The sequence below is a fragment of the Nocardia jejuensis NBRC 103114 genome (genome assembly GCF_001613145.1).
GTDB lineage: Bacteria > Actinomycetota > Actinomycetes > Mycobacteriales > Mycobacteriaceae > Nocardia > Nocardia jejuensis.
In genome coordinates this window covers 234685-261120 of record NZ_BDBU01000002.1, presented here as the reverse complement: position 1 = coordinate 261120, position 26436 = coordinate 234685, and the positions used below count along the sequence as shown (strand labels likewise).

The following is a 26436-nucleotide window of genomic DNA, read 5'->3' as shown; positions in this document are numbered from 1 at the left end:
GAAAGATGAGCACGAACGTTCCACCCGCGAGCCCGTCCGCCGGCGTGCCCGCGCAGAACACGAACACGAACCCGATCGGCAGCTTCCGGTTCTGGTTCGCCGATGAACGGTGGGAGTGGTCCGAACAGGTCGCCCGCTTGCACGGATACGACGCCGCGATGGCTCCGACGACCGAAACCGTTCTCTCGCACAATCATCCGGACGATCGTGAGTCCGTCGCGGCGATCCTGTCCGCGTCGGTGGGCAGTGGGGACCCCTTCTGCAGCCGCCACCGCATCATCGATGCCGCCGGAGTCGAGCGACAGGTCCTGGTCGTCGGTGATCTGCTGCGCGATGACAGCGACGCCGCGATCGGCACCTCCGGCTACTTCATCGACCTCACCGAGATCCTGGAGCAGACCCGGGTCGACGCCCTGGACGAGGCGTTCGCCGAGGCGATCGAGGATCGGGCCGCGATCGAGCAGGCCAAGGGCGTTCTGATGTTCGTCTACGGCCTGTCCCCCGATCAGGCCTTCGGAGTCCTGCGCTGGCGCTCCCAGGACACCAATACCAAACTGCGCGTCCTGGCCACCAAGTTCGCCGCCGCCGTCACCGCCTTCGGCGGCGCCCCGGTCAAACTACGCGCCGAGTTCGACCACCTCCTGCTGACCGCTCACGAGCTGCCGGATCCCTGAGTTCCGGGAGTCAATCGGCGACGGCGGCAAACTTTCGGGGCAGGAACAGCGCGGCCACGAAGCCCACCACGCCCGCGCACGCCAGCACGATCGACGCCAGAGCGTACGAGCGTGCGGGTGCGGTGGTGAGTCCGGCGACGAGGATCGTGCCCGCGAGCGCCGCGCCCAGCGACGAGCCGAGATTCGACACGCTGCGCGACAGACCGGAGATCTCCCCCTGCGACGACTCGGGGAAACACGATTGCACGACGTTCACCGAGGGCGTGAGCATGATGCCCAGGCCCAGTCCGATCAGCAGGAGCCCGGGGGCGAAGGCCCAGACGTTCGAGCTCGCGCTCACCATCCCCAGCAGGACCGCGAGTCCGGCGCAGGACGCGAGGAAACCGGCCAGGATCAGGGTGCGCTGCGGGCGTCGTTCGGCGAGCCGCTGGGCCGCGAAGGACGCCACCAGCACACCCGCGGTTTCCGCGGTGAAGATGACGCCGGTCCCGATCGCGCCGTAACCGCGTTCCACCTGCAGGTACGCCGCCACCACGAAGGAGACGCCGGTCAAGAGCAGCCACTGCGTGTTCTGGGTGATCAGACCGAGATTCGAGGTGCGATTGCGAAAGACCTGGATCGACACCAGCGGTTCGGCGCCGGACCGCTCCCGCGCCCGGACCCACGCGAAGAACCACACCAGCATCAGCGCGCCGGTCGCGCTCGAGCCGGCCGTGACCCAGATGTTCTTGTCGGCGGCCAGAATTCCGGCCACGAGGAACGTCAGACCGGTCGCGGACAGGACGGCGCCGACGGTATCGAAGGCTCGCGCCGGATCCGGTGGCACCGGATCGGTGATGCCCCGTGCCAGCCAGAGGATCACCACGATGATCAGCGCCTGGAACACGAACGCGGCACGCCAGCTGACCGCCGAGGTGATCAGACCACCGATCAGCGGTCCGGCCGCGGCGCCGGTGCCGCCCATCGCGCTGATCACCCCGAAAGCCTTGGCCCGCGAGGTGAATTCGGTGAACAGCAGCGTCGTGAGAATGTAGACCGGCGGAATGAGCAGGGCCGTCCCCACTCCCTCCAGGATCGAATTGCCGAGTACGAGTACGCCGAGGTTCGGCGCCAAGGCGCTCACCATCGCGCCGAACCCGTAGATCCGCAGGCCGAGGACGAAACAGCGCCTGCGGCCGAACTTGTCGGTGAGCTTCCCGCCCGGGATCATGAGCGCGGCCATCACCAGCAGGAAGATCGTGATGGCGAGTTGTACGCCGTGCACGCTGGTGTGCAGATCGGCGCTGATGTCGTTGATCATCACGTTCATGTTCGAACCCGCGAAGCTGCACAGGAATTGCGCCAGCGCGAGCGCGATCAGAACTCGGCGGGAAGTGAACGAACGGCGTTCTTCGTCTCCGGGGCCGGCCATGGTTTTCCTCACGTCGACTGGTTACGCTCGAGCGAATATCCCTGTCGTGGAAACTCTTCCACGCGGTCCCGGATCGATTCGGGCGGAAACCGGCGCCGCACAGCCGAAGTCACCGATTTCATTTACTCCGGAAATCCGGCGGAGGTGGTGGACGGCGAGATCCCGAGCAGGATTCTGACGTGGTCGGCGTGGACCACCGAGCCGACCTGGAACACCTGCACCGGGATCGTGCGGACATCTCCGGTGTCTAGGTCGCGCAGGTATAGATCGGGGCGGTCCCGACCGTACGCGACGATGCCCTCGTCCCAGTAGCGGCAGAACTGTTCGTATTGGCCGAGTTCGGCGAGAAATGCCACCGCGGATTCCGGATCCCCGGTGCCGGCGATCAGTCCGCGCAGCCACTGCACCATGAGCCGAACCTCCTGCTCCCATTCCAGGACCACCTGCCGGGCCACGGGATTGCCCAGCAGCCAATGCAGCACATTGCCGTCCGGGGTCAGACCGGGGAATGCGTGCGCAAAGGAGCGGTTCCACGCGAGCAGATTCCATCGGCTATCCAGATATGCCGCGAGATGAGGATCGTAGCGATCGAGCGTCTCCCGCATATCGGCGGTGATCTCCCCGCGCAGCCGCTCCAGAGTGGGCTCTTCGCCGATCCCCCAGCCCGCCAGATCACGCAGGTGCCGATGTTCCGCGGCGGTAATCGGGCCGACCCGGTCCAGATATCTGATCAACGCGTGCACCACCTCTCGGGTGGGGCGTTCACGGTGACCGTGTTCGAGATGGGCGATGTAGCTGGCGCTCACACCGGCGTTGAACGCCAGCCTTTCCCGCGAGATACGCCGGGCGTCCCGGAGTCGGCGCAACAGTTGGCCCAAGGTCGGCAGCTGTAGCGGGCTCGGCCTGTGGATGCATTCCGCGCTCGGCGTCATGGCACTCCTCCCAATCGGTTAACTCGCATAGATATAAATCACCGGAAACGCGTTGTCCAATGCAACATTTCGATACTTCAGTTCCTGGAGTCGTTGCCGCAGTATGCATCTCGAGTGATTCGATAGTTCCCCGACCTGTTCCGTTCGGCGCGAACGGATTCCCGCGAACACGTACCGGGCCTGCCCCGCACGTGGCCGATGTGATATTCGACTCACCACGAGATCTGTTCGCGCGGTAGGTAAATCAATACACGCTCGGTGAAATGTTCAATTTTCAGCTATACGTGGGCAATGGCGGTCGTGCCGTCCGAAATGGAGTCGCGCCGCGTCGTCAGTGGCGTGGGCGGCTCGTCGAGAACACCGAGCCGTGCGTGCGATCGAGCGCGGGATCCTGGGTGAGGATCGCGGTCTCGAGTTCCTGAAGCCTCGGACCGGGATCGACCCCGAGTTCGCGCAGCAGCACCGCGCGTGTGTTCCGCAGCGTCGCAAGCGCTTCGGCCTGCTGGCCGAGCCGATACTGAGCGATGGCCAGCAGCTGGCAGGTCTCCTCTCGATCCGGGTATTCCGCCGCCGCGCGGCGCAGGTCGATCACGACTTCGGCGGGACGGTCCAGCTCCAGCGCCGCGCGCGCTCGCAATTCGATGGCGCGCAGTCGCAGATCGGTGAGTCGCGCGATCTCGGCACTCACCCACCGCGCGTCGTCGAACGATTCGTAGGCCGAACCGCGCCAGCTCGCCAGCGCGGCATCCATCATCCGGAGACGGGTATCGGGATCGGGCGCGTTGCGATGATCCCGGGCCGCCACCTCGAATTCGCGCAGCAGCTCCTCGAAGCGCCAGGCATCCACCTCCTCGGTCTTCAGGCGCAGCGCATAGCCGCTGGATTCGGAGACCAGCACCGTGGCGGGTGCGCGGCGTGGGCGATCCGGTTCCAGCACGTGGCGCAGATTGTGGACCTGGACCTGCAGGATCGAGCCGGCCGAGCGCGGCGGTGCGCCCTGCCAGATGTCCTCGATCAGCCGCCCCGCGGAGACCGCCTGCCCGCGAGCCAATACCAGCCGCCCCAGCAGTGCCCGCTGGACCCGGCCGCCGATGGTGGTGGCCGATCCGTCGAGAATTACCTGTAGCGGTCCCAGTACCAGAATTCGCCGTTCCCTCATCATCACTCCGGCCACGTCGACTCAGCGGTGACCACACCGGCCACGACTGACGCTGAATGTTAGCCATTGTCAACGCTATTCGGTGAACGATGAGAAGCGTGTGTCGTGGCGCGAGCCCGGACACCCTCGCGGCATATGAGTCACATCACAGTCCGCGCGAACTCGGGCCCGGGTACGGGAGCCGATATTCGCACCACCGCGAAGTGCACAGTAAGTCGCGAGGAAGAAGGATCACCGAAGCTGCAGAGGACACCTGCTCGAAGGCGACGTCGAATGCACCGCGGTGGACTCTCCACGACAGGAGACGACTCGAATTGCTTGCCGATAGCCCCTCACGTCCGGTCACCGAAGTCCCGCCAGGTCGCCACCGCCCATATCACCACCACATCGAGCGCGATGATGAGAATGGACCACCACGGATAATGCGGCAGCCACAGGAAATTCGCGATGATCGAGAAGGCGGCGACGCACATGGCGGCCAATCGGCCCCACAGCGTTCCGAAAAGCAGCCCTATTCCGCAGAGCGCGAGCATCACCCCCAGCACGATGTGGATCCAGCCCCAGCCGGTGGTGTCGTACCGGTAGAGATATTCGGGCCCGGCGATGTAGAGGCTGTCTCGCGCCACGGCGGAGATGCCCGCCAGCAGCGACAGCGCCCCGGAGGTCACCAGCAGAATCGCGGCGGCGATGGAGGTGCCCGCCGCGATGCCTTGTCGCACCGGATGTTCGGTCATGGTCTACCCCTTGTCTCGTCGATGTCGAACCTGACCTCGACTGTGCGCCCGATACCGCGCCCGAGCCTCACCCGTCACGGGTGAGGGGCCTGCGCGCGGACCGAGAACTTCTCCCGGAAGGCAATGGACGTGACGAGCACCGACTCGCGAGAGGAACGACGCGACGTCCCGACCCGCACGGGTCCGCAGGACGGCGCCGCGGACGCGGCCTATCTCGAACACCCCGCGCTGATCCGCAGGCTCGACTCCCTGCCCGGCGGGCAGACGCTGCTGATATGCGCGCCCGCCGGCACCGGCAAGACCGCGCTGGCCGCGCATCTGCTGCGGCAGCGGGAAACTCGGTCCAGGTGGCTCACCGTGACCGGGCAACTCGATCGCCCCGAGGCGCTCGCGCGAGCACTGGCCGGGTGCACCGACGCGATGTCCGCAGGGCCCATCGCCCTCTCGACGACATCGAAACCGTTTGCCGCACCGCCCGCTTCGCACACCGCGATGACCCTGTTGATCGACGACGCACACCTGATCACGAATCCGGACGCGCTCGCGATTCTCGAGGAGGTGATCCGCCGCCTGCCCCCGCGCGTGAGGCTGATTCTCTGCGCTCGATTCGATCCGCCGCTGCGATGGCGCGCCCTGGAACTCGACGGACGGGTCGAGCGGGTGGGATCCCGCGATCTGGCACTCACCGAAGCCCAGACCCGGGAATTGTGCGAGTCGCGGGCCGCCGCGCCCACCGAGGACGAACTGGCCCGAATCGTGCGCACGACCGAGGGCTGGGCGGCACCGGTGCGGATCATGGCGGACGCCCTGGCCGCATCCCTCGGCGAGCGGGACGTCGCGATGGACGACTCGGCCCAACCCGCCACGGCGATAACGGAATTCCTCGACGACGAGCTTCTCGGACCGCTCCCCGCGCATCTGCGCGAGTTCCTCCTGCACACCAGCGTGCCGGAGAGCTTCACCGTCGAACTGGCCGAGCGATTGTCCGGAACATCGGCGCACCGGCTCCTGCGCGAGCTCGAACAGCTCGATTTCCCCCTCACCAGGCAGCGCCGCGACGACCAGGTCTGGGTGCGCTACCACCCGCTGGTTCGAGCCCATCTGTTCGACGAAATACGCTGCACGAGTGTCGAACTGACGCGCGATCTGCATCGCCGCACCGTGGATTGGTACGACCGGACCGACGCCTCGCTCTCGGCGCTGCCGCATCTGATCGATGCCGATGACGAGCGGCGACTGGTGCACTTCCTCTCGCGTCGCGGACTGCCGCTGGCGCTCGACGGTGCGGCGCAGCATCTGTTCGAGTTGCTCGACCGCGCGCACCCGTGCGTGGCCGGTGATCGGTTCGTGTGGGTGCTGCGCGCGGTGAACGCGCTCGCCCGAGAGGATGCCGACAGCGCGGTCGCGTTCCTCGATATCGCCGGATCACCCAGTCGGGCAGCGGATTCCATCGTTCCGCAGGTGTGGAGTACGGCATTGCGACGAGCCGCCCGAATCGACGCGGCGACCCGGATCCGGACGCCGGGCCTGCCGGATCTCTCACCGATGACGCCGGTCGGACACCCCGATATCGATTGCTATCTGCTGCTGCAGCAGGGCACCGCGACCGCGCTGCGCGGGAGTCTCGGCACGGCCGAGACGCACCTGCATCAGGCCCTGGCGCTGGCGGTGAGTGCCGACCACGCGCGCCCGGCGCTGGCAGCGGTCACCCGTCTCGCCGTCATCGCCGGATTCGACGGCACCGTGACGATCATGCGCGACCGGGCGCGCAAGGCGCTGGCGCTGGCGGCGGAGCGCGACCTGAGCGGCGGCGCCGATGCCGTGCACGCCACCGCGCTGGCGGCTTTCGGCGCGTACCTGCAGGGTGAGTCCAGCGCCGATCTCGACGTCGCCGCACTGTCGTCCACCCGCGAGGATCACGACGGATCGATCCGCCCGGTGGCGGGCGAGTCCGCCGCCGCCATCGGACAGCTGCTGATCTTCCACGACGCCGATGATCGCTACGCGGCGGCGGATGCGTTGCGGCGCACCATGATCACGATGCTCGATCACGACGACCTGCTGCCGGTGCGGCCGTCGGCGCTGCTCTCGCACGTGCTGTGGGCGCTGCTGCACGTGCGCGAGCCGCGCACGGCCCGGCTGCTCGTCGAGCAGGCCCGCACCGGGATGGGACGCACCCCGGAGGTGCTGCTGGCGCGAGCGGCCTGGACGCTGATCGCGGAGCCGACGAAGGCGCGCGATCCGATCGACGAATTGCGCTCCCGCGAAAGCGAATTGACGCTGTGCGATCGAGTGACAGCGGCCCTGCTGTCTTGCCGGCTGCACACCGTGCGGGGCCAGACGTTCTCGATCCAGGACGATCTGGAACACGCCCTCACCCTCGCCGCCACCGAGGGCCTGGTCCGCCCGTTCCTGGACGTGCCCGGCACGGTGTCCCTGCTGGACGAGCGAGCCGGCAGTCTCGGTCATCTGGACCGCTTCGTCGAACGGATTCGCGGCCACCCGCGGGCACATCGCGCGGACGCGCGAACCCTGCTGACAGGGGCGGAAATGACCGTCCTGAAGTACCTGCCCTCGGGGCGAACCGCCCAGCAGGTCGCCGAAGATCTGGGGATCTCGATCAACACCGTCAAGACCCACCTGCGCTCGATCTACGCCAAGCTGGGCGCGAATTCGCGCATGGCGGCGCTGGATCGGGCACGGCGGGACGGGCTGCTGTGAGCACGTCGATCAGTATGTGCGGGGAGCCGGGGCGATCGACCGGTCGGCGGGGCTAATGGACCTTGCGGAACCGGGCGTCGAGAAAGGCGAAGACCGCGAACGCGGCCAGGCCGACCGCGACGGCGAGCAGCAGGACGGTGCCGTACGGCTGCGTCGCCAGCGTCCTGAGCGCCACGTCCAGCCCGGTCGCCTTGTGCGGCTGGCTCTGCACGGCGGCCACCATGACGAGCACCCCGGCACCGGCATACACACAGCCGAGCGTCGCGTAACCGATCTGCCCGAGCCGGATCACCGCCCGTTCCGTCGATCGGCTCACCGAGCGGAAGTCCTGCTCCTCCCGGAACCGCCGCGCCCAACCGTGGTGGGCGAGAAACAGTCCCGCGATCACGATGGCGAACCCGATCACGATCACCACCGGCTTGCCCCACTCCTTGCCGAGCAGGCCGCCGATGAGTCCGAGTTGCGCCTGATCGGTCGAGGAGGCCGGTGCCCCCTTCGCGAGCTTGGCCGCGCTGTAGGCGAGGTAACCGAACAGGACCGCCTCGCCGAAGTTCATCACGCGCAGCAGTTTCTCCTTGCGGCTCCGCCGTGCGCCGGCGAAGGTCTCCACCAACTGCCACAGCACGGCGAACCCGAGCCCGACGGCGATGAGCCAGAGCACGAACTTTCCGCCCGCGTTCTCCGCGAGGTTCTGCAGCGCGCCGGTCTTGTCCGCTTTCCCGACCCCGTCGCCGTCCAGGTCGCCGAGTGCGACCTGAACACAAACCCAGGCCACGAGGAGGTGGACCACGCCGTATGCCACCAGCCCCACCCGTGCCGCCAACTGGAACGGTGCGCTGCCGGCCACCTCGTGATGGACCTGATTCGAGTTCCGCATAACCACACTCAAGGAAAGCCGCAACCGCGGGCCGACGTCGGACGATTCGGGCATTGCCCGAACCACCCGATCCAAACCTCCCGCGGGTGTCGAAGTGCCACTCGCCGACCCGGTTTCGTACCGCGAGGCCGGCGGTGGCCATGCGCGTCGCCATCGTCACGTGGTGGGGGTGATGGCATTCAGTGCGGCGGCCATCCCGCTCAGCGCCTCCGCTTCGCCACCTCCCCCACCCGCTCCTGAGCGCGGCCTCAGTAGAGGCTGTCGTCCGCCTTTCGACAGTTAGCCGCGTTGCGCAGGCGTCGAACACGCACGGGCAGTTGACCTTCCGCGTGCCCGACCCCGGCCGCGCCTGTCAGCGTGATCGGTGCCTCAGGTGCCGAGTGAAGAACCGGTCCGCATCCTCACCCGCGTAGTGCGGCACGCCGGTGTGCCCACCCATGTTGGCGTGCAACGTCTTCTCCGCGGAGCCGAAGGCATCGAACAGGTCCAGGGCCATCTGCCGGTCGTTTCCCTCGTCGTCCCACTGCAGCAGAACATGCAGCGGAATGGTGACCCGGCGGGCCTCCTCGAAGATCACGCGGGGTACATAACTCCCGGCGAAAAGCACGGCGGCCTCGATGCGCGGCTCGACCACCGCCAGCCGGGTGCCGATCGAGATCACCCCGCCCGAATACCCGACCGGACCGTCGATTTCGGGCAGGGCCAGGACGGCGTCGAGGGTGGCCCGCCATTCCGCCACCGCCGGATCGAGCAGCGGGAGGATGAGCCGATCGATGATGTCGTCGGTGACCGGCTCACCGGCCGCCAGTGCCCGCCGCAGGTCGGCGACGGCCTGATCGACCACGACATTGCGGGGTCGGTCACCGCCGCCGGGCAGCTCGATGGTGACCGCGGAACAGCCCCCTGCCACGGCCTGCCTGGCCCTGGCCAGCAGTCGCGGGTATGCCTTGCGCAGCCCGATCGGCGGCGGGCCGAGCAGGATCAGCGGAGTCGGGGTGGGGGCGGATGCGGGCGTCCACAGGAAGCCGGGAATCTCGCCGAGAATGAATTCGCGTTCGAGAACATCGTCATCGAAGCGCTGTTCGGAAGTGAAGTGCATGGTCGTGCCTTTCGGGAGTGCTCTGCGACGGCGCTCCCGGACGACCCTTACCGCCCGACCGTGACCCCGGAGGGGAGCACCCATGTCGATACTGCGTTCACGGATACCACCTCCTCGTTCTCCAGCACGGTCCCCGAAAGGTAGCAGCGGCCGACACACTTCGCCAACAGATTTTGCCGTGGCTCGGTGGTTCAGCGCACGCGTCAGTCGTCCGCGGCAACGACGAGCGTCATGACGCGGCTGAGTCGGTCGACCGGTCCAGCCCGGGCATCCGGCGTGAACGCGTTGGCGGTGATGGAGACTCCCCGAGCGAGCACTGCGACCGCGCGCCGCAGTGCTCGCTCATCGTCTACAGGGTCTAGCGCCGAAAGAGATTGTCAGTAGGAGGCATTCGCTCCGTGCTCGGCCTGGGCGCGCGTAAAGCCGTCGTACACCAGCTGATCGATCAATCCGGACCGGGAGAACGAGGTGTACTCGAGGTACTGCTTGGCGCACTTTGCCGCCTGCTCGTTCCAGTCCACGTTCAGGCTGTCCACCGCGAACTTGGCGTCTGCGGTGGAGAACTCTTCGTACTCGAGCTGGTGAATCAGACCGCTGCGGGAGAAGGCCGTGTAGGCGAGGTACTGCTGGGCAGAGCGGATGGCGTTGCGCTGGCTGGAGGTGATGTCCCGCTTGGCCGGGGAGAATTCGACCACGAGTGTCGACACGGGCGCTGCGATCTCCGGCTGAGCGATGTCGGCCGCTGCCGTGGCGCCGTTCCATGCGGGTGCCGCCAGGGCGAGAGCCAGTACCGGGGCACTGACCAGCCACCCCAATTTCTTCGGCTTCCTCGGCGCGTCCGTGGCCGACGGATAGCCGGGCTGTGGGGTGGGGAAAGGCTCGACGCGGCTGGGTGTGTTCACGGGTGTCCATTCGTCAGGTGATGGGTGGAGCATCGTGCAGTCGTGCCATCTGCTGACGTCGGAGCGGTGTTAGCCGGTTCGGTGCGGTGCGCGCCGGTTAGGCACGGGATGTCGGTGGGATGGCCGTTCATGTCCCTGGGCATCACGGGTCCCCGTCGGCGCGGACTCGGCGCAACACGTCGCCCGACCGACCGGGTGGCTGCGTATGTGCTCAGAACCGAACGGCCGGTTGCCCTTTCGCCGTGCGGCGCTCCCCGAATCGCGCAGCGCGCGATGCGTCATGACAGTGCGTTGGCTCGATTGCCGTACAGGTGCAACAGGACTGCCGTGAACGCGGCGGCAAGTGCGACGCACGCCGCGCCGAGGCTGGTGTCGAGGCGTCCGGCCAACGCCGGCCTGTACTCGGACAGGTACAGCTTGGTCCCCACCCGCTGAGCGAACAAACTGGCGATTACCGCACCCACGATCGTGCCGCCGGGCGCGAACCGGTATGGCAGCAACCCGAAAATGCCAGTGATGAGCAGCAGCGGGCTGATCACGAGCAGGAACGGCCAGTAGACCTCGAAGTTGGCCTCGACGCGGCCACCCGCTTCGAGCTCGAACCGTGGATCTACTCCCGATTCCGAGAACAGTCCGCGCCCGATCGCCATCCACGCCACTGCCAGCGCGACGACGGCGACGACTTGCATTATGTACGCGAGACGGTTCAACCGATTCCGCGATGTTTCACCAGCGAACACGCGGTCACTGTATCGACCGGTTGTGTCCGATTCGGTCACCGAGTGTGGAGAAATCGTGTGGGTCCGGTGCTCAGGTGACAGCCTTGCCCAGCCAATGGCGGGCGTGGGGCTCGAGCGGCTTGCCGATGATCGTGGAGACCGGGTCGAGGTGTGGTTGCTCTATCCGTATCCCCACCGCACGCGGCTCCGGATTGCCTGCGACTGCGAGGATTCGGGGGATCAGTTCGTCAGGGATCTCCCATATCCGACGGTCGACGGTCTCGCCATTGATCGTTCCATCCGCGGTGTAGGTACTGGTCATATCCCAGACGAATGGGGCGTCGGTGGGTTGAATCGACGGGTCGCACAGACGGCATCCCGCCTCACCCTGAAAGACCATGTGCCGGAAGCACATTTCGACGAGATACGGTTTCGGCACAACGGTCCAGTCACCCATGGGAGAGTCGATCGTCGGACTGGCGCGAAACGTGGTGAGCATCCGCATGAAAGCGCCGAGATTGTAGTCAGCCGACGGGGTGTAATGCAGTTTCTCCCAACCGGTCCGGTGGATCGCGCGGTCGAGCAAGACGACGAAGAAGTCTTGCTCGGCTTGGTGGTCCCGTGTCCACGGAAGTTCGGCCAGGTCGAACCCGCCCATTCCAATGGCATATCGCACCAGGTCGCAGAAATGCAGCACCAGGTTCTGCTGCCATACCGTCCGGGCCACCGAAGAACCCGCCAGTGCCAGAACATCGCAGAACACATCGGTGCTGCCATTGTTCATATAAACGTCCAGACCGATCGCGTCCGCGCTGAAATGGTTACCCACGGCCGCCAACCCTAGTGGCGCTGAGATGCCCGGTAACAAGACCCGTTGTCCGTGACGATCCGTTCGATTCGGTCGATGCCGTGGGCGGCGAACAACGCTCGCGCTCGGAATACGACACTGATGCCGACGAAAACCCACCACAGCATCGGCGAAATCGGTTGACCCACTTGCTTGCACACTGGCGCGGAGATCCCCATCTCGACGGCGACGTGAGCCATCGGGCGGCCCTGGCACCGCTGGACCAATCGTCGCCGACCTTCCACCGACAACGGAGCGTCAGCGTGCATTGGCGCGCACCTGCTCGATCGGGCTCATGACGCGCCGACGCCGACCCAGCACCACGACACCCACCGCCGCGGTGGTGAAGGCGGCGCTGCACCACAACGCCGTAGTCGGGTGATCGGTGCGGTCGATCAGCGTACCGGCGGTGACAGGGCCGAGAACGGCACCGATGTTCAAGGCGGTGGTCGCCAACGCGCCGGCGATCCGCGGAGCAACCGGTGTGGTGGTCTGCACGATCGACGCGATCAGCGTCGAACCCACACCGAACGCGACCGCACCCGCCACCACCGACATGACCAACACCCCGATCAACGCCTGCGCGGTCACCGCGGCCAGCAGCCAGACCCCGACGAGTAAAACCGTTCCGGCGACGATGATCCGCCGCTGATGACGGTCGCTGTAACGACCGGTGACCATCACTCCGAGAAACGACCCGACACCGAACAAGGCCAGCACCACCGGAACCCACCGATCACCACCAGCGATGCCGGTCGTGATGGCACCGAGATAGGTGAAACCGGCGAAAGTCGCCGCGTTGACCAGGATCCCGGCCACGACGGCGATCAGAACCGACCGCCGCCGCAGCACCAGCCATTCGCGCCGCATCGGCCGTGCCTGCCCGTCCGACGTATCGCCCTCGCGCACTTCACCATTGAGAATAATCCACACCGGCACCAGCGCTGCCGCGCTGATGACAGCAACGGCCCAGAACGCCGAACGCCACCCCCATACCTGCCCCAGCAAGGTGCCCGCGGGAACACCGGCGATGCAGGCCACCGTCACACCGGACACCACCACCGAGGTCGCGCGGCCGAGCGCCGCCGGGCCCACCAACCTCGGCAACGCGGCCAGCACGATCGCCAAGAACCCGGCATTGGCGACCGCCGCGACGACGCGAGTCACCAACAGCACCGCAAACCCGGTCGCCGCGGCACCGACGACATGCGCGAGGCAGAACAGCGCCAAAAACGCTGTGACCGAATACCTGACGGGTAACCGGCCCGCGACCATCGCCATCACCGGCGCCCCCAACACCATGCCAGCCGCGAACAGCGAGGTCAGCAAACCAGCGACACCGAGCGACACCCCGACATCTGCCGCGATCTGCTCCAGTAGTCCCGACACCATGAACTCAGACGTGCCCTGCGCGAAAACCGCAACAGCCAGCACAAAAACCACAATGGGCATAAGAGAGAGCTCCCCGGATACAGGGCGCCGCAGTCATATCCACGGCACCCGAGATGGGCTGCAGAATCGGGCGAACCGTCCACCCGGCAGCAAGAAACGACATCATCCGGCGCTGCGAGATACCCACACCCCACCAGTCGCTCAGCGACCGGTGGGAACCACGCTCACAACGCCGCCCAGCCCACAGGCCGAGCGGCTACCGTCTGGACGCCTCCGGAGAACTCACCCCGACACCCTAACAACCCACCCACCTCACACCGAAGCGACGACTGCAACGTCATGACCCGCAACACTTGGACGAGTCGGCGAGCATGTAGGCTCGCTGAGCTCATCGTGGATTGTGCGCGCTCGGCGACTGCCTCTCCGCCGGAACGTAAGCGACAGGGAACCATTGATGCTCGAGTACCCGTCTTTCGTTCCACCACCTGGCCGGACGGCCGTCCATGGTCCGTTCGGGGTTGTCGTGAATCGAGCAGCCGAGGGTTGTTCGGAGGAGATACCGCTGTCGAGTCTGCCGTTCGATTTCGAATGGGACGAGCCGATTCGGAATACGCTGCTGGACGACGATGACGACCGCGATGTGGGGTTGGCCGAGCGGCTCGGAATGCTGCGGGATGAGGCAATTTTCGGCATCGCGGTAGCCGCGGCACAGTGGGTGGTGGCACGCGTGGATGGCGTGGCGCCGGCGGCGGATGTGCGGGACGCCAGGCAGCGCATCGACGCCGTGTGGGCATTGTGCGCGGACTTGCACTACGCACGCCTCACCGATCCGCCGGAGTTCGGCGGGCAGGCGCCGCCGAAGGCGGAGGAGCCGCTGTGGGTCTGCCGGACTTTGCTCTTCTGGATTTACGGTGCGGCCGTCCTCGGCGAGGATTTACAGGGCGAATGCATGTCGCTGATGCTGCTGGCCCGCCAGGTGATGGGGTCGCACACGGGGTTCTCGACCTGGCTGAGCCAGGCGATCGAAAAGGCCGAGGCCCACTATGCCCTCGCGGACGACGACCCGGATGACGAAGACTCTCAGCTGATTTGGAAGCCCGTGCCGCCGGAAAGCTTCTGGCCGGATTTCACCTGGACGACGCAGGACGCGGCGCAGGAGCTCGTGGATACCTTCTTGGCCGGACTCGACCCGGCGACCAATCCGTATCTGCGCGACGCGCAGGATATGCGCACACACGGGTTCGAGGGTAAGCCCTATGGTCGCTGAAGGTTCCACCCTCGAATACGAACCTGCGGCCGACGGCGCCAGCCGAGATGGAAGCCCCTTCCAGCCTCGAATGTCGTTCGGGGGCACTCGATTCCGAAGGCCTGCTCGCCGCGCGCAAGGATGTTCGGCAGTGGCGGCAAGTCCGGTGATCTGCCGCACCCCGCGGCCATCGGTTCGGTCAGGGGCGGTACCGATAGTCGCCGTCGGGCACACGTAGCCACATGTCCGGCGGTCCGGCGAAGGCGCGCGCGTCGCGCGGGTGCAACCCGGCCCACGCGCAGCAGTAGGCGAGAACGTCGTTCTGATACAGATACGCGGTGAGGATGTCCTCGGCGGAATCATCATCGGACGGGTCGAGGGCGGGACTGATATCCGAGCCGGTGAGCACGCCGTCGAGACTGGTGCTGCCCTGGCAGCCGCCCTTCGGATTGAAGTACATCCCAAAGCATTTCGTGCCGGGTGACAGACGGGTGGAGATGCCGGGCATCGAGGCGATGTAGGACCAAGGCTGGACGATCGCGCAGCCGCCGGGCACGTCGGTCGCCCACATCGTCAGCTCGGTGTCAGCGGACGGCGGCCAGCCCGCCATGTCGTCCGGAGTCACCGAATCCGCCGGGACGACCTCGGCGTCCAGTCGGCGGACAGCCTCGGCCGCATCGATGCCCGCGACACAGACCAGGCTGACCCCCTCGACCCATGGTTTGCCCAGTGCCGTGGTCAGCCGGCGACTTTCCTCGACTACGGCTTGTTCGGAGCCCGACAACTCGCCGGTGACCAGCGGATGCTGCCCAGCCAGACTCAGCCTTGCCGGGGACCAGCCCGCCATCATCGGCCGCTCCGGATCAGCGCCCGCGGCCAGCAATGCGCGTGCGTTGTCGGGACGGTTGGCAAACACCGCACGCCACAACGCGGTACGGCCCCACTCCATCGCGTCGACGTCGCGCACCCGCGACGCCACCTCCGCCACCACCTCAGCGGACCCGTGCGTGGCGGCCATGTCCAACGGTCTCTGCCGGCCACGCGGTAGAACCTCGGGGTCGGCACCCGCGTCCAGGCGTGCGCGTATCTGCCCCGGATCGGTCCATGCCGCCCAGCCGACACCAGCCCAGCCACCCTGCTCACCATTCATGACAACAGTGTGCATTCTCGAACACGCGTTCGACAAATGTCGTGCCGGTCACAGCCGTACCGAACCCTCCGAGATCCGCACTTTGCCTCCGGGACGATCGCATGCATGGGAACCATCCCACGTTCGCCGGATCACATCGGGCACTCGGTCTCGATATCAGCTTCTCCGGTTCGGTCGGCCGCAGCCTCCCCGGCCGAACAGCCCTGTAAGCGCCAAAGGTGTTCGGCCACACCGTGCGCAGAACCCGGAGCCGGCCCATCCGCGCCGTTCACCGAGGTCCTCAATCGTCCGACCGGATGAACCAGCTCGACGGATCAGTCCAAGTCGATGCGAACGGTCAGCAGATCGGTTCCGACCGCTCGTACCACCGCGCTGTTGGCCCACGGCAGCTCGCGCAGTCGAGCACGTGCGTCGTCGCCGGGCACCAGGTGCGCGGTGCCGGAGTGCCACCGGCCGCGAATGCGCAGCCGGACACGGTTGTCCGCCTTGATGTTTCGGATGTACTGGGATTTCTCGCCGAACTCGGATACGAGCCAGAAGGAGTTGCCGCTCCGGCGTCCGCCGATCGGCGTGATCCGCGGCTGACCGCTCGTACGCCCTGTCGTCTCGAGCAAGGTCTGCACCGGCAGCCGTCCCAGGATCGGGTTACCGATGTAGCGTTGTCCTGTCGTTACCACTCGATGTTGCAGGTCTCGCAGTTTGGTCACGATCTCAATTTACAGAGGCGTCAGTTCGGTTGTCGGCCAACGGCGCATCGCCCGGTACGCAACGGGGAAACCTACCGATCGATGCCGGCCGACACAATGGGCAACGAGCTGCTACGCGCTCCTAGTCAGGTGACCGCGGGCTCGAGGCGCTGGAGCAGATGGTGGTCGACACCCAGAGCACGGCTTCGACGTTGCCACAGGCGCCTCCAGCCGCAGATGCGAAAGTCCTGGTGCGGGTGACTTATTCGATGCTCGGGGCTGTGCACACTCATGCCGCAAGAACGAACAAGTTCTGTCGACGTGCGTGCAAATACTCTTTGCAAAGAGGTTTGTTATGCACTACGGTTTTGACATGGCAGGTCAGACTCCCCCTCGGACGATCACCGACGTCGCGGTACTGCGTCTGCTTGCGCATCCTCTGCGCCGCCGGATCGAGCAACAGTTGCGCACCGGACCCGTGAACGCGACCTCGCTGGCCCAGGTCTTGGGCGAGAGCACCGGGCTCACCAGCTACCACCTGCGACAGTTGGCCAAGTACGGCCTCATCGAAGAGATTCCAGAAATGGCCAACGGCAAGGAACGATGGTGGCGTGCCGTCCCCGGCGACCTCCGCTACCCGACCTATACCGAGCAATCCGACGAAATGCGTGCGGCTACAGCGGAAATTGCCCGACACAACCTCGCCGAGCTGATCGAACTGTACGAGAGTTTCGAACAGGGGGCCGCAGACATCGGCCCGTGGGCCGACGCATTCCTGTTCTCCCGCGCCACGATTCGCGTCGATCTGTCACTACTGCGGGAGTTCTTCGAGGAGTACATCCAGCTTGTCCAGCGTTACGGCGCGACCGACGAAGACGCCGGCGACGACCGAAAAGCCGTGTTGCTCCGCATGTTCAGTTTCCCTGAAATCTGACTTCCGCCCCGAAGGAACGACCCGTGTACTACGCCCGATCACGATCCAGCCGCCGGTTCGCCGCCGCAGGTCTGCTCATCCTGCTCATGCTGACTCTGTCGATCCTGCCGAGCTCTCGTGCCGATGCCGCAACACCTTTCGACTGCACCGGATTCACCTGCGCCGATGTAACCTTCACCGGCGGTGGCGGGCTTACCCTGCGCGGCACCGTGATCGGCCCGATCGGTCCGTCCTCCCAGACGCCTGGCATCGTCCTGGTCGGCGGCTCGGGCCCGGGACCTCGCACGGAGTACCAGTACGAGGCCCGTGCCTTCGCCGCCGCGGGAATCACCACGCTCGTCTATGACAAGGCACGATCGGCTACTCCTTCAGCCATCGCGACTTCTCGCTACTCGCCGACGACGCTCTGAGTGCGGCCGAAACCCTGCGCCGCACACCTGGAATACGCACGGATCAGGTCGGGCTGTGGGGATTCAGCGAGGGCGGATGGGTGGCACCGTTGGCGGCGTCCCGCTCCGACAGTATCGAGTTCCTGGTCACGCTCGGTGCGTCCGGCGTCAGTCCACTGCGTTCGCAAACATGGAGCCTCGCAACGACATTGCGCCACCGGGGAGTGACCGGATCACCCGTCGACGTCATTGCCGGTCCCGCGGCCCGCCTGCTCGGTGAGACCGGCGCGTTTCCCGAGGCCGACTTCGATCCGTTGCCCGCGCTACGCACCTTGCATATCCCCGTCCTAGCCCTATGGGGACAGTACGACGTGCAGGTACCACCTGCCGAGAGCGCCACGATACTGACCGAGGAGCTCCGGGCCTCGCCTTCGGTCACCATCGGCATTCTCCCCGGCGCCGCGCACAATGGCCGCTCGACCGATGATGGATTCGACCGGCTTGGAACCACACCGGGGCCGGGCGCACCGCGGGGAGCCTTCACGCCCGGCTATTTCGACGCGATCACCAGTTGGGTACACAAGATAGCGACCGGCACGCTACCGACCTCATCCGTGGATGCTCTACCGCGGCAGACGGTGAACAGTGTCGATCTCAGCCACAGTTTATGGACGTCGGCGCGGATACAACTGATCGCCACAGCCGCTCTGATCCTCGCCTTCGCCGCCGGTCTACTGAAGTCGTTCACCGATCCCAGCACCCGTCCCACCAGGACTACCCGCCGTTTCGCGCGCCTGCTGGCCTGCAGCGGTTTGCTGTCGATATTCGGGACGGTCCTGTATGTGGTGTCGATACTCGCCTTTGACGCGCGAACCGCCGGCCCGATCGTCGCATCCCGCCCACTGGCGTGGCTGATTCTGCAGATATCGGCTCTGCTCACCGTCGCGCTACTGGCCGGCACCGCGACCACCGCTGTCCGAGCCCGCTCCCACCTGGCCGTCCGAAATCGGATCACGGTGGGCGGCGTGCTACTCGCCGGATGCCTCTGGCTCGCATGGGCAACCACGTGGGGTGTGTTCTCCGCCTAGACGCCGCGCCCGCACCCCAGCCGTAAATGTGTGAGACCCGAAGAACATCCGCTCGCGGCAGGAGCGCTCAATGTGCGACGCCGAGTGCGCGGTCCAGCACCAGTGCGGCGTCGATGAGCGAGAAGTGGGTGAATGCCTGGGGGAAATTGCCCAGCTGCCGGCCGGTCACGTCGATCTCCTCCGCGTAGAGGCCTACGTGGTTGGCGTAGGTGAGCATCTTCTCGAACGCGAGCCGCGCTCGTTCGATCTGACCGGCCCTGGTCAGCGCGTTGACGTGGTTGAACGTGCACAGGGAGAAGGTTCCCTCGGATCCGGCCAGTCCGTCCGGCGAGGCGAGCGGGTCGTAGCGGTAGACCAGGGAGTCGGTGACGAGTTCGCGATCGATGGCCTCGAGCGTGGCGAGCCATTGCGGGTCACGGGGAGCCACGAATCCGAGCTGGGCCATGCGCAACAGTGACGAGTCGAGCACGTCGGTGTCGTAGTGCTGGGTGAACGCGCGGCGGTCCGGATGCCAGCCCCGCTCCCATATCTGGGCGTGGATCAGGTCGCGCTGGCGGCGCCAGTCCTGCACCGGGCCCGGCAGCCCGCGCTCGGTGGCGAGGCGCACCGCGCGGTCGAACGCGACCCAGCTCATCAGCCTGCCGTAGGTGAAATCGGCGCGCCCGCACCGGGTTTCCCAGATACCCTCCTCCGGGGTGTCCCAGTTCTCACTGAGCCAGCCGAGCAGTTCCACCAGCGCCTGCCAGCCCTGGTGCGCGATTCGCAGACCCGCGCGGTCGGCCTGGTACACGCTGTCGAGAAGTTCGCCGTAGATATCGAGCTGTAGTTGTCCGGAGGCGTCGTTGCCGATCCGGATCGGTAGCGAGTTTCGGTATCCGGCAAGGGTGTGCAGCTCCTGCTCGGCGAGATCTTCGCTGCCGTCGACCCGGTACATGATCTTCAGCGAGGTACCGCTGCTTCGATATCGCTCACGCAGCCAGCCCGCGAAATCCGCTGCCTCCTCGGTGAATCCGAGCGCGAGCAACGAATTCACCGAGAACGACGCGTCTCTGATCCAGGTGTACCGGTAGTCCCAATTGCGTTCTCCGCCCAGCTGTTCGGGCAGACCGGCGGTCGGCGCGGCGACGATGCCGCCGGTGGGCGCGTAGGTCATCAGTTTGAGTGTGATCGCCGAGCGGTGCACCATTTCTCGCCATCGCCCGGTGTAGGTGCTCCGGGCGAGCCATCGGTGCCAGAAGCTCACGGTATCCCGGAACAGGATCTCGACCTCGGCGGGCGAGATCGTTCTGGGCGGGCTCAGCGCGTCGGATTCGAGCACCAGGCCGCGGGTCTGCCCGGCGTGCAGGGTGAGTTCGCCGTGCAGGTTCCCGCCCGCGACCACCTCGAACCGGGCTAGCCGGGGCTCGTCGGGTTCACGGACCGCGTGCACGGTGAGCACGGTGTGCCCGTCGTCGAAGACCGCACCGTCGGCAAGGACCCGGGTGGCATGCCGCGAGCGCCCGTAGTCGAAGCGCGGACCGATATCGACCTCGAAGGTGATCCGGCCGCGCACACAGCGCAGCATGCGCACCAGCCGATGAGTGGTGGTGGCCGTCTTCTCGGTGACCGGCGGCATGAAATCGACGATCTCGCCGGTCCCCTCCTCGGTCATGAAGCGGGTGATCAGAATGGCGGTGTCGGGGAAATACATCTGGGTGCTGCGATAGGCCGCGCCCGTCGGGCGCGCACGGCAGTGGCCGCCCTTCGCCGGATCCAGCAGCGCCGCGAACACGCTCGGGGAATCGAAGCGCGGCAGACACATCCAATCGATCGTGCCGTCGGTGGCGACCAGTGCGGCGGTCTGCAGATCACCGATGAGGCCGTGATCGGCGATGGTGGGGTACTGCGTCATCGGCTGCTCCTCTCGGTAGGCCGTCCACCGTATGACCGGGCCGACGCCCGTGCCCTCACCCGAAAGGTGTGAGGCGGGCCCGCGAGCGCGTGCGCACACTCGGATCTACCGAATCCCCGACGATCGGAGATCACGAGATGTCTCTGGTGACCAAGACACCGACCGCGCAAACCGCCGAGCACAATATGGCCGCGTTCGAGCAATTGCCGTTCGAGGATCGACGCGACTACGCGGACGTGCGACGCGGGTGGATCGCGCCGCTGCCACCCGGCTCGATCAGCGATGCCAGCGGTGCGGCGGTGTGGGACCTGCGGCGGTTCCTGTTCCCGCAATCGTGGCCCAGCGCACCGGCTTCGGTCCATCCGAGCCTGTGGCGGCAGGGGCAGCTGATGGGAGTGGCCGGCCTGTTCGAGGTGGTGCCCGGCATCTATCAGGTCCGCAACCACGATCTGGCCAACGTCACGTTCGTGGAGACCGCCGATTCGGTGGTGGTGATCGACACCGGCAGCAATGCCGACTGCGCCGCCGCGGCGCTGCGGCTCTATCACGAGCATCGGCCGCTGAAAAGGATTGCGGCGGTAATCTATACGGGCACGCACACCTGCCATCACGGTGGTGTACTCGGCTTGATCTCACCGCGGGACGTCGCCCGCGATCGGGTCTCGATCATCGCTCCGGGGCAGGGTTTCCAGGAGGCCGTACTCGGTACCGATATCGCCGTCAGCACGGTGGCGAGCAGGCGGGAGGGGTACTTCCGCGGGGCCGCGCTGCCGGTGAACGAACGCGGTTTCGTATCCGGCGGGATCACCACCGCGCCGTTCGCCGGGCCGTGGGGCTATCTCGCGCCCACCGATCTGATCCGCACGACCGGCGAACAGCGGGTGATCGGTGGGGTGCGGTTCGAGTTCATGCCGGTCCCGGGCACGGAATCGAGTCGGGCACTGCATGTCTGGATTCCCGAGTACGAGACGCTGTGCTGCGCCGAGAACGCCAATCACAGCCTGTGCGATATTCGCCAGCACGGACCGCAGCCCTGCGATATCGGACTGCTGGTGCACCGGCTGGACGAGACGCTGGCCCGATACGGCCGCACGGCCGAGGTGCATTTCGGCACTCACACCTGGCCGGTGTGGGGTAATCGCCAGATCCGCGAGTTCCTCGCCTCGCAGCGGGACGCCTACAAGTACATCCGCGACGAGACACTGCGCCTGGCCAATCACGGGCTGCCGCCCGCCGAGATCGCCGCGCGCATCCGATTCCCCGACAGTCTGGCTCGATCCTGGTGGAACCGCGGCTATCACGGGGCCCTGGCCCACGATGCCCGCGCGGTGTACGCGCACGAACTCGGCTGGTACGACGGCAATCCCGCCAGCCTGGCACAGCATCCGGCCACGACGACCGCGCCCCGCTATGTGCACGCCATGGGCGGCGGGACGGCGGTGCTGCGGCTCGCGCAGAGCGCATTCGACAGCGGTGACTATCGCTGGGCGGTCGAGCTACTCGCGCATCTACTGAGCGATCAGCCGGCCCACGTCGCCGCCCGCAGGCTGCAGGCCGACGCCTACGAGCAGCTGGGATACCAATCCGAGGAGCCCCAGCGCCGCAATGCCTTCCTCACCGCCACCCAGGAACTCCGCTCGGGGGTCATCGCTCCGGCGTCCGAGCAGGTTCCGCTCGAATCCATGCTGGAGCTGCCGCTGCGAATGTTGTTCGACCACACGGCGATCCGGCTGAACGGACCCCGTGCCGCACTGGCGTCCGCGCGGTTCGACCTCCGGATCACGGATCGGCCCGGGCCTCACGGTCTCGAGGTCAGCAATGGCGTGCTGTACTACCGCACGAGCGTCTCGGTCGAGCCCGACGCTGTCATCACTCTCGCGCACCACACCCTGGTGACTCTCCTGGCTCATCCGGAGCTGCTCGAATCACTGTGTGGCTCCGGCGCATTGCACGTCGAGGGGGACGTGCTCGCGTGGCGCGAATTTCTCCGGAACCTCGACCACTTCGACCCCGGGTTCGCAGTGGTCACCCCGCGCGCCGACGGGAGCGCGTAGTCCCGGAGGATTCCATGCGACCACTGTCTCGGCTTCGCGGCCGTGCACGTCATCGGCGACAGGGCCGACGATGTGGATGTGCGGCTGAACTTCACCCTCACCGATACCGGTGAGCAATGGACGCTCTGAATCCGCAACGGGGCGCTCAACGCCCACGCCCCCGACGTCCACGCCACCCTCACCGGCCCCAAGTAGCGGCATCGGGCGCGGTCAGCGGTCGTATCCCAGTGCCGCAGTGCGGACTTGGGTGACGTACGCGTCGGAATGGTTGTACGCGAGGATGGCTCGGCGCCAGCCCGAGGAGGTGGCCAGGTCGCCGCCGGAGGCGCACAGGTAGCGGGCCGCGGCCAAGGCGGCGTCGTCGATGTTGTCCGGGTTTCCGGAGCGCGTGGCGGCGAGGGGTGTCGCGGATTCCAGCGCGGGGGCCAGGGATTCGTAGTCGGCGTCGGCGTGCGCGCCCCAGCGTTTCCAGGTGTCGGGGATGAATTGGAAGGGGCCCATGGCCCGGGCGTGGACGCTTCGGCCGGTGCGGGCGGTGGCGACCGCGTCGATGATCACGGCGTTGCCGCCGGTGCCGTCGAGCGCCACGCCTCGGATGGGCGGTGTCACGGTTCCGTCGGCGGCGATGAGGGCACCGCCGAAGCGGGCGTGATCGCTTTCCACACGGGCGATTCCCGCCACTGTGGTCCAGCCCAGGTGGCATCGCGGCTGGGCCTTGGACATGACCACGGTCGCGTAGCCGTAGGCGATGAGGGCGCGCGCCGGGATCTGGTGTGCGCGGGCGCGTGGGGCCGCCCAGTCCCGGAGTTGATCGAGTCTGTTCGCGACGGAGTCCAGTCGAATGGACGGGATCGGGTCGCCGGAACCGGGAGCAGCCGAGTCCGCGGTGTGCTGTGCGGTCGACGTCACCGAGGAGATGACGGCCGTGGCCGCGAGCAGAGCCACAGCCCAGCCGCCTCGCCCGCTTCCTTCGTGCGCACCGGGAGTACGCGTTCCGCTCGTGCGCGATTCGGCGGTGACTGTGCGCGAGGCTCCACCACGCACCGCGTGTCGCCTCGTTTCGCTATCCACAAGGTCGCTTCGGTGCGAGGGGGGACGCCGGTTCGGCCTCGGCGGGGGTGGTGGGGTGCGGTGGCGCGGTCGTGGGCGGGACGGTCGGTGGCTTCGTCGCGGAGGGAGGCCTCGTCGTGGCCGGGATCGCGGTGGTGTCGCATCGGGTCGTCGTGACGGGGGCGGTTGTCGCACGGGTCGTGGTGACCGGGCGAGTCGTGGTCGGCGGCCGGGTGGTGGTCGGCGGCCGGGTCGTGGTCGGCGGCCGGGTCGTGGTCGGCGGCCGGGTCGTGGTCGGCGGGCGAAATGTAGTGACCGGACGCGTCGTGGTGGCGGGGCGCGTCGTGGTGGCTGGAGGGGTTGTGGTGCCCCGCACGGATGTTGACGGCGAGTTCGATGCCACCACGGTGGTGGGCGCGAGAACTGTCGGTGAGTCGGGTGGGGTGAGGATGATGCTGACGGGACCGGTGGTGATCACCGAGTTCCGGGTCGGTGGCACTCCGGGCGGCTGGTTCTGTCCCGGTGTCATCGGCCCCGGACCGGGTTGCACCGATAGGCTCGCGCTGGCGTAGACCGAGAAGCTCGCGCCGATGCTCGGTTGGCCCGCGTTCGGAAACGACGGGGCGGTCGTGAGGTCGATCGCGGTGGTATCGGTCACCGTCGGATCGGTCGTGCTCGGGTCGGACGCTGCCGGGTCGGTCGTGAGGTCGATCCCCGGCTGATCGGCCGTATCCGGGACCGCCGAGGGATCATCGATCACCGTGGCACTGTCGACCAGTGCGGGATCGGTCGATCCGGGGTCGCCGGGGACGGGTACATCGCCGGGAATGCCGGCGAGATCGCCCTCGGATACCGGATCCGGTTGCGCGGTCGGGTTTTCCGAGCCCTCGGTGTCCGAGACCTGCGAGAAGGAGGCCACCGTGTCCCCCACTCGATCGTCGCCCTGGGACTCCACCGCGACGCACACCCCGATCACCAAGGCCAGCAGCGCGGCGATCGCGGCGATCTGTGGTCTGCGCCTGCGGAAGTCCTCACCGGTCAGGTAGGCGGCCACGGCGCTCGGGAAATGTTCGAATCTGGTCCGCTCGCCGGAATCCTCTCCCTCACAATCGGACTCGTGTGCGAGTCGGTTCACTGTGCCCGGAAGCTTCTCGGTCACTTCGGGATCCGCCGGAGTGGCATCGTCTGGAGGGGGCATCAGGTGCTGCTTTCTGCGGTCGGATCCGGTGCGGGCAACGGCCCCGAGGTTCGCGCGAATTCGTTCGTGCGCGTATCCGCGCGACTTCCGTGCGAACGCCGGGGCCGTCTCGAATCAGGACAGGTTCTTCAGGAACGACACGGCGTTCGCACTGCCCGCGACCACCACATCGGTCTTTCCGTCCCGATCGAAATCGAGCAGCACCGGAGTCTGAGGCAGCGTCGTGACCTCGAAGTCGCCGCTCTTGGCAATGGTTCCGTCACCATTTCCGGCGAATATCACCATTCGCGAATTGACGACCGCAGACATGGCGGCATCGAGTTTTCCGTCGCGATCGAAGTCCGCCACCGCGATGCTCGTGGGCCCCAGGCCCGAGAACACTATGCGATTGGTCTTCTTGAATCCGCCCTGCCCGTTCGAGATCAGCACCGTCGTACTGAAGGAGAACGAATCGGCGGTCACCACATCGTCGATGCCGTCACCGTCGAAATCTCCCGCACGCACGTCCTCGGTGATGAGACCACTGGTGCTGGAACCCTTCCTGGTGAAACCGCCGTCGCCGTTTCCTAGGAACACCTCCACCTGCTGGAGCACATCGTTGTTCACCGCGATATCGAGCTTGTTGTCCGCGTTGAACTTTCCGGTCGTGAACGCCGCCGGAGTACCCGCGATGAGCGCCGCGCCGCCCTGCTTGAAAGTGCCGTCACCATTGCCCAGCCAGGTCTGCACACCGACCGGGACCAGGCTCAACAGATCCGCTTTACCGTCCCCGTCGGCATCGGCCACGATGATCTCCTGCTGCGCCCCCTCCACGGTCGTGTACTTCTTGCCGAGCTTGAACGTGCCGTCCCCGTTGTTCAGGAACACCGCGATCGACAGCCAACTCTGCGCGACGACATCGGTTTTGCCGTCACCGTTGAGGTCGCCCGCGCCGATCGCGCCGTAGCCGATTCCGGCCGAGCCGACCCTGGTGCCTTTGTTGAACGTCCCATTCCCCTTGCCGGTCATGAGAATCGGACCGTCACCCTGGAAATCGGCGGACACCACGTCCGCAATTCCATCCCCGTTGAAATCACCACCCACCACGCCGATGGCGGACGGACCGGGGCCCCACGAGGGAAAGGATCCACCCGAGGGAGAATCGACCTTGGCTGCGAAATTGATGGCGGTGGCCGCCTCCGCCGCACTCGGCAAGACGAGGACCACCGCGACGACGGCGGCGGCGGCGGAAAGAGCGAAACGGGTACCGAAAACGCGACTATGCATGGGCGTTCCTGAATCTG

General features: G+C 66.6%; 25 protein-coding genes and 1 pseudogene. 10 read left to right on the top strand and 16 right to left on the bottom strand.

The features are described from left to right. Positions 1-5: 5 nt before the first annotated feature. Positions 6-674 carry a PAS and ANTAR domain-containing protein gene (locus NJ1_RS01655; protein WP_084477631.1) on the top strand — a complete coding sequence of 223 codons (669 nt, stop codon included), beginning with the start codon at positions 6-8 and terminating at the stop codon, positions 672-674. 10 nt (positions 675-684) lie between these two features. On the opposite strand, the gene NJ1_RS01650 is transcribed toward NJ1_RS01655, so the two are convergent. The 4 genes from NJ1_RS01650 to NJ1_RS01635 all read right to left on the bottom strand — a co-directional run bounded on the left by NJ1_RS01650 (position 685) and on the right by NJ1_RS01635 (position 4910). Continuing rightward, positions 685-2085 (bottom strand): MFS transporter, encoded by a 1401-nt coding sequence (locus NJ1_RS01650; RefSeq protein WP_067686288.1) that lies wholly within the window; start codon positions 2083-2085, stop codon positions 685-687. Between the two features lie 122 nt (positions 2086-2207). Continuing rightward, a complete protein-coding gene (locus tag NJ1_RS01645; protein WP_084477630.1) occupies positions 2208-3017 on the bottom strand; it encodes a helix-turn-helix domain-containing protein in 810 nt (269 codons plus the stop codon). A 331-nt stretch (positions 3018-3348) separates the two neighbouring features. Further along, positions 3349-4176 carry an AfsR/SARP family transcriptional regulator gene (locus NJ1_RS01640; protein ID WP_169813071.1) on the bottom strand — a complete coding sequence of 276 codons (828 nt, stop codon included), beginning with the start codon at positions 4174-4176 and terminating at the stop codon, positions 3349-3351. 332 nt (positions 4177-4508) lie between these two features. Then, complete coding sequence (locus tag NJ1_RS01635; protein WP_067686282.1) at positions 4509-4910, bottom strand: DUF7144 family membrane protein; 402 nt, start codon at positions 4908-4910, stop codon at positions 4509-4511. A gap of 129 nt (positions 4911-5039) precedes the next feature. On the opposite strand from NJ1_RS01635, the gene NJ1_RS01630 reads away from it, so the two are divergent. Beyond that, the gene (locus NJ1_RS01630) at positions 5040-7631 is read left to right on the top strand and encodes a helix-turn-helix transcriptional regulator (protein ID WP_157573684.1); all 2592 of its coding nucleotides are present in this window, start codon (positions 5040-5042) and stop codon (positions 7629-7631) included. A 52-nt stretch (positions 7632-7683) separates the two neighbouring features. On the opposite strand, the gene NJ1_RS01625 is transcribed toward NJ1_RS01630, so the two are convergent. The 7 genes and pseudogenes from NJ1_RS01625 to NJ1_RS01595 all read right to left on the bottom strand — a co-directional run bounded on the left by NJ1_RS01625 (position 7684) and on the right by NJ1_RS01595 (position 13527). Continuing rightward, positions 7684-8508, bottom strand: coding sequence for a DUF1206 domain-containing protein (locus NJ1_RS01625; RefSeq protein ID WP_067686868.1), 825 nt, complete (start codon positions 8506-8508; stop codon positions 7684-7686). A gap of 352 nt (positions 8509-8860) precedes the next feature. Further along, the gene (locus tag NJ1_RS01620; RefSeq protein ID WP_067686276.1) at positions 8861-9607 is read right to left on the bottom strand and encodes a dienelactone hydrolase family protein; all 747 of its coding nucleotides are present in this window, start codon (positions 9605-9607) and stop codon (positions 8861-8863) included. A gap of 377 nt (positions 9608-9984) precedes the next feature. Beyond that, positions 9985-10509 carry an Ltp family lipoprotein gene (locus NJ1_RS01615; RefSeq protein WP_245717169.1) on the bottom strand — a complete coding sequence of 175 codons (525 nt, stop codon included), beginning with the start codon at positions 10507-10509 and terminating at the stop codon, positions 9985-9987. 278 nt (positions 10510-10787) lie between these two features. Beyond that, positions 10788-11198: a hypothetical protein gene (locus NJ1_RS01610; RefSeq protein WP_067686268.1), complete on the bottom strand. Its 411-nt coding sequence runs from the start codon at positions 11196-11198 to the stop codon at positions 10788-10790. Positions 11199-11319: 121 nt separating this feature from the next. Next, a complete protein-coding gene (locus tag NJ1_RS01605; protein WP_157573683.1) occupies positions 11320-12057 on the bottom strand; it encodes a hypothetical protein in 738 nt (245 codons plus the stop codon). A gap of 145 nt (positions 12058-12202) precedes the next feature. Beyond that, positions 12203-12344, bottom strand: a pseudogene (locus NJ1_RS38655) (helix-turn-helix domain-containing protein); the annotation flags it as partial. Beyond that, complete coding sequence (locus tag NJ1_RS01595; RefSeq protein ID WP_067686260.1) at positions 12334-13527, bottom strand: Cmx/CmrA family chloramphenicol efflux MFS transporter; 1194 nt, start codon at positions 13525-13527, stop codon at positions 12334-12336. The pseudogene NJ1_RS38655 and the gene NJ1_RS01595, both read right to left, overlap by 11 nt. 394 nt (positions 13528-13921) lie before the next feature. On the opposite strand from NJ1_RS01595, the gene NJ1_RS01590 reads away from it, so the two are divergent. Then, on the top strand, positions 13922-14734 hold the full coding sequence (locus NJ1_RS01590) for a hypothetical protein (RefSeq protein WP_169813070.1): 813 nt from the start codon (positions 13922-13924) through the stop codon (positions 14732-14734). A gap of 178 nt (positions 14735-14912) precedes the next feature. On the opposite strand, the gene NJ1_RS01585 is transcribed toward NJ1_RS01590, so the two are convergent. Further along, the gene (locus tag NJ1_RS01585) at positions 14913-15863 is read right to left on the bottom strand and encodes an ankyrin repeat domain-containing protein (protein WP_067686254.1); all 951 of its coding nucleotides are present in this window, start codon (positions 15861-15863) and stop codon (positions 14913-14915) included. Positions 15864-16177: 314 nt separating this feature from the next. Next, the gene (locus tag NJ1_RS01580) at positions 16178-16552 is read right to left on the bottom strand and encodes a nitroreductase/quinone reductase family protein (protein ID WP_422615729.1); all 375 of its coding nucleotides are present in this window, start codon (positions 16550-16552) and stop codon (positions 16178-16180) included. A 370-nt stretch (positions 16553-16922) separates the two neighbouring features. On the opposite strand from NJ1_RS01580, the gene NJ1_RS01575 reads away from it, so the two are divergent. The 3 genes from NJ1_RS01575 (at position 16923) to NJ1_RS37735 (ending at position 18960) form a co-directional block, all read left to right on the top strand. Beyond that, positions 16923-17483, top strand: coding sequence for an ArsR/SmtB family transcription factor (locus NJ1_RS01575; RefSeq protein ID WP_067686865.1), 561 nt, complete (start codon positions 16923-16925; stop codon positions 17481-17483). A gap of 23 nt (positions 17484-17506) precedes the next feature. Continuing rightward, positions 17507-17893: a hypothetical protein gene (locus NJ1_RS37740; protein ID WP_084477627.1), complete on the top strand. Its 387-nt coding sequence runs from the start codon at positions 17507-17509 to the stop codon at positions 17891-17893. Positions 17894-18186: 293 nt separating this feature from the next. Beyond that, positions 18187-18960: a hypothetical protein gene (locus tag NJ1_RS37735; protein WP_245717168.1), complete on the top strand. Its 774-nt coding sequence runs from the start codon at positions 18187-18189 to the stop codon at positions 18958-18960. A gap of 67 nt (positions 18961-19027) precedes the next feature. Here NJ1_RS37735 and NJ1_RS01565 read toward each other — a convergent pair whose 3' ends face one another. Then, positions 19028-20851, bottom strand: a complete 1824-nt coding sequence (locus tag NJ1_RS01565) for a glycoside hydrolase family 15 protein (RefSeq protein ID WP_067686248.1) — start codon at positions 20849-20851, stop codon at positions 19028-19030. A gap of 146 nt (positions 20852-20997) precedes the next feature. Here NJ1_RS01565 and NJ1_RS01560 point away from each other — a divergent pair, with 146 nt between their 5' ends. Together NJ1_RS01560 and NJ1_RS40925 are read left to right on the top strand one after the other, a co-directional pair. Then, positions 20998-22905: an alkyl/aryl-sulfatase gene (locus NJ1_RS01560; RefSeq protein WP_169813069.1), complete on the top strand. Its 1908-nt coding sequence runs from the start codon at positions 20998-21000 to the stop codon at positions 22903-22905. A 9-nt stretch (positions 22906-22914) separates the two neighbouring features. Then, on the top strand, positions 22915-23034 hold the full coding sequence (locus NJ1_RS40925) for an alkyl sulfatase C-terminal domain-containing protein (protein WP_369690852.1): 120 nt from the start codon (positions 22915-22917) through the stop codon (positions 23032-23034). An 81-nt stretch (positions 23035-23115) separates the two neighbouring features. On the opposite strand, the gene NJ1_RS01555 is transcribed toward NJ1_RS40925, so the two are convergent. Continuing rightward, entirely contained in the window at positions 23116-23850 is a 735-nt protein-coding gene (locus tag NJ1_RS01555; RefSeq protein ID WP_067686242.1) for a lytic transglycosylase domain-containing protein, read from the bottom strand. A gap of 242 nt (positions 23851-24092) precedes the next feature. Here NJ1_RS01555 and NJ1_RS38650 point away from each other — a divergent pair, with 242 nt between their 5' ends. Together NJ1_RS38650 and NJ1_RS40795 are read left to right on the top strand one after the other, a co-directional pair. Beyond that, positions 24093-24527, top strand: coding sequence for a hypothetical protein (locus tag NJ1_RS38650; RefSeq protein WP_157573681.1), 435 nt, complete (start codon positions 24093-24095; stop codon positions 24525-24527). Between the two features lie 348 nt (positions 24528-24875). After that, entirely contained in the window at positions 24876-25001 is a 126-nt protein-coding gene (locus NJ1_RS40795) for a hypothetical protein (RefSeq protein WP_281202080.1), read from the top strand. A 266-nt stretch (positions 25002-25267) separates the two neighbouring features. Here the strand turns inward: NJ1_RS40795 and NJ1_RS01545 are convergent, their stop codons facing one another. Then, positions 25268-26419, bottom strand: coding sequence for an FG-GAP repeat domain-containing protein (locus NJ1_RS01545; protein ID WP_067686236.1), 1152 nt, complete (start codon positions 26417-26419; stop codon positions 25268-25270). Positions 26420-26436 lie beyond the last annotated feature (17 nt).

Bases quoted from the DNA above. Each gene is read 5' to 3' on its own strand.
- NJ1_RS01610 (WP_067686268.1), bottom strand. From the start codon at position 11,198: ATGCAAGTCGTCGCCGTCGTCGCGCTGGCAGTGGCGTGGATGGCGATC.
- NJ1_RS01575 (WP_067686865.1), top strand. From the start codon at position 16,923: ATGGCAGGTCAGACTCCCCCTCGGACGATCACCGACGTCGCGGTACTG.
- NJ1_RS01625 (WP_067686868.1), bottom strand. From the start codon at position 8,508: ATGCGGAACTCGAATCAGGTCCATCACGAGGTGGCCGGCAGCGCACCG.
- NJ1_RS01640 (WP_169813071.1), bottom strand. From the start codon at position 4,176: ATGAGGGAACGGCGAATTCTGGTACTGGGACCGCTACAGGTAATTCTC.
- NJ1_RS01590 (WP_169813070.1), top strand. From the start codon at position 13,922: ATGCTCGAGTACCCGTCTTTCGTTCCACCACCTGGCCGGACGGCCGTC.
- NJ1_RS01585 (WP_067686254.1), bottom strand. From the start codon at position 15,863: ATGAATGGTGAGCAGGGTGGCTGGGCTGGTGTCGGCTGGGCGGCATGG.
- NJ1_RS01655 (WP_084477631.1), top strand. From the start codon at position 6: ATGAGCACGAACGTTCCACCCGCGAGCCCGTCCGCCGGCGTGCCCGCG.
- NJ1_RS01635 (WP_067686282.1), bottom strand. From the start codon at position 4,910: ATGACCGAACATCCGGTGCGACAAGGCATCGCGGCGGGCACCTCCATC.
- NJ1_RS01620 (WP_067686276.1), bottom strand. From the start codon at position 9,607: ATGCACTTCACTTCCGAACAGCGCTTCGATGACGATGTTCTCGAACGC.
- NJ1_RS01545 (WP_067686236.1), bottom strand. From the start codon at position 26,419: ATGCATAGTCGCGTTTTCGGTACCCGTTTCGCTCTTTCCGCCGCCGCC.
- NJ1_RS01595 (WP_067686260.1), bottom strand. From the start codon at position 13,527: ATGCCCATTGTGGTTTTTGTGCTGGCTGTTGCGGTTTTCGCGCAGGGC.
- NJ1_RS01650 (WP_067686288.1), bottom strand. From the start codon at position 2,085: ATGGCCGGCCCCGGAGACGAAGAACGCCGTTCGTTCACTTCCCGCCGA.
- NJ1_RS01565 (WP_067686248.1), bottom strand. From the start codon at position 20,851: ATGACGCAGTACCCCACCATCGCCGATCACGGCCTCATCGGTGATCTG.
- NJ1_RS01645 (WP_084477630.1), bottom strand. From the start codon at position 3,017: ATGACGCCGAGCGCGGAATGCATCCACAGGCCGAGCCCGCTACAGCTG.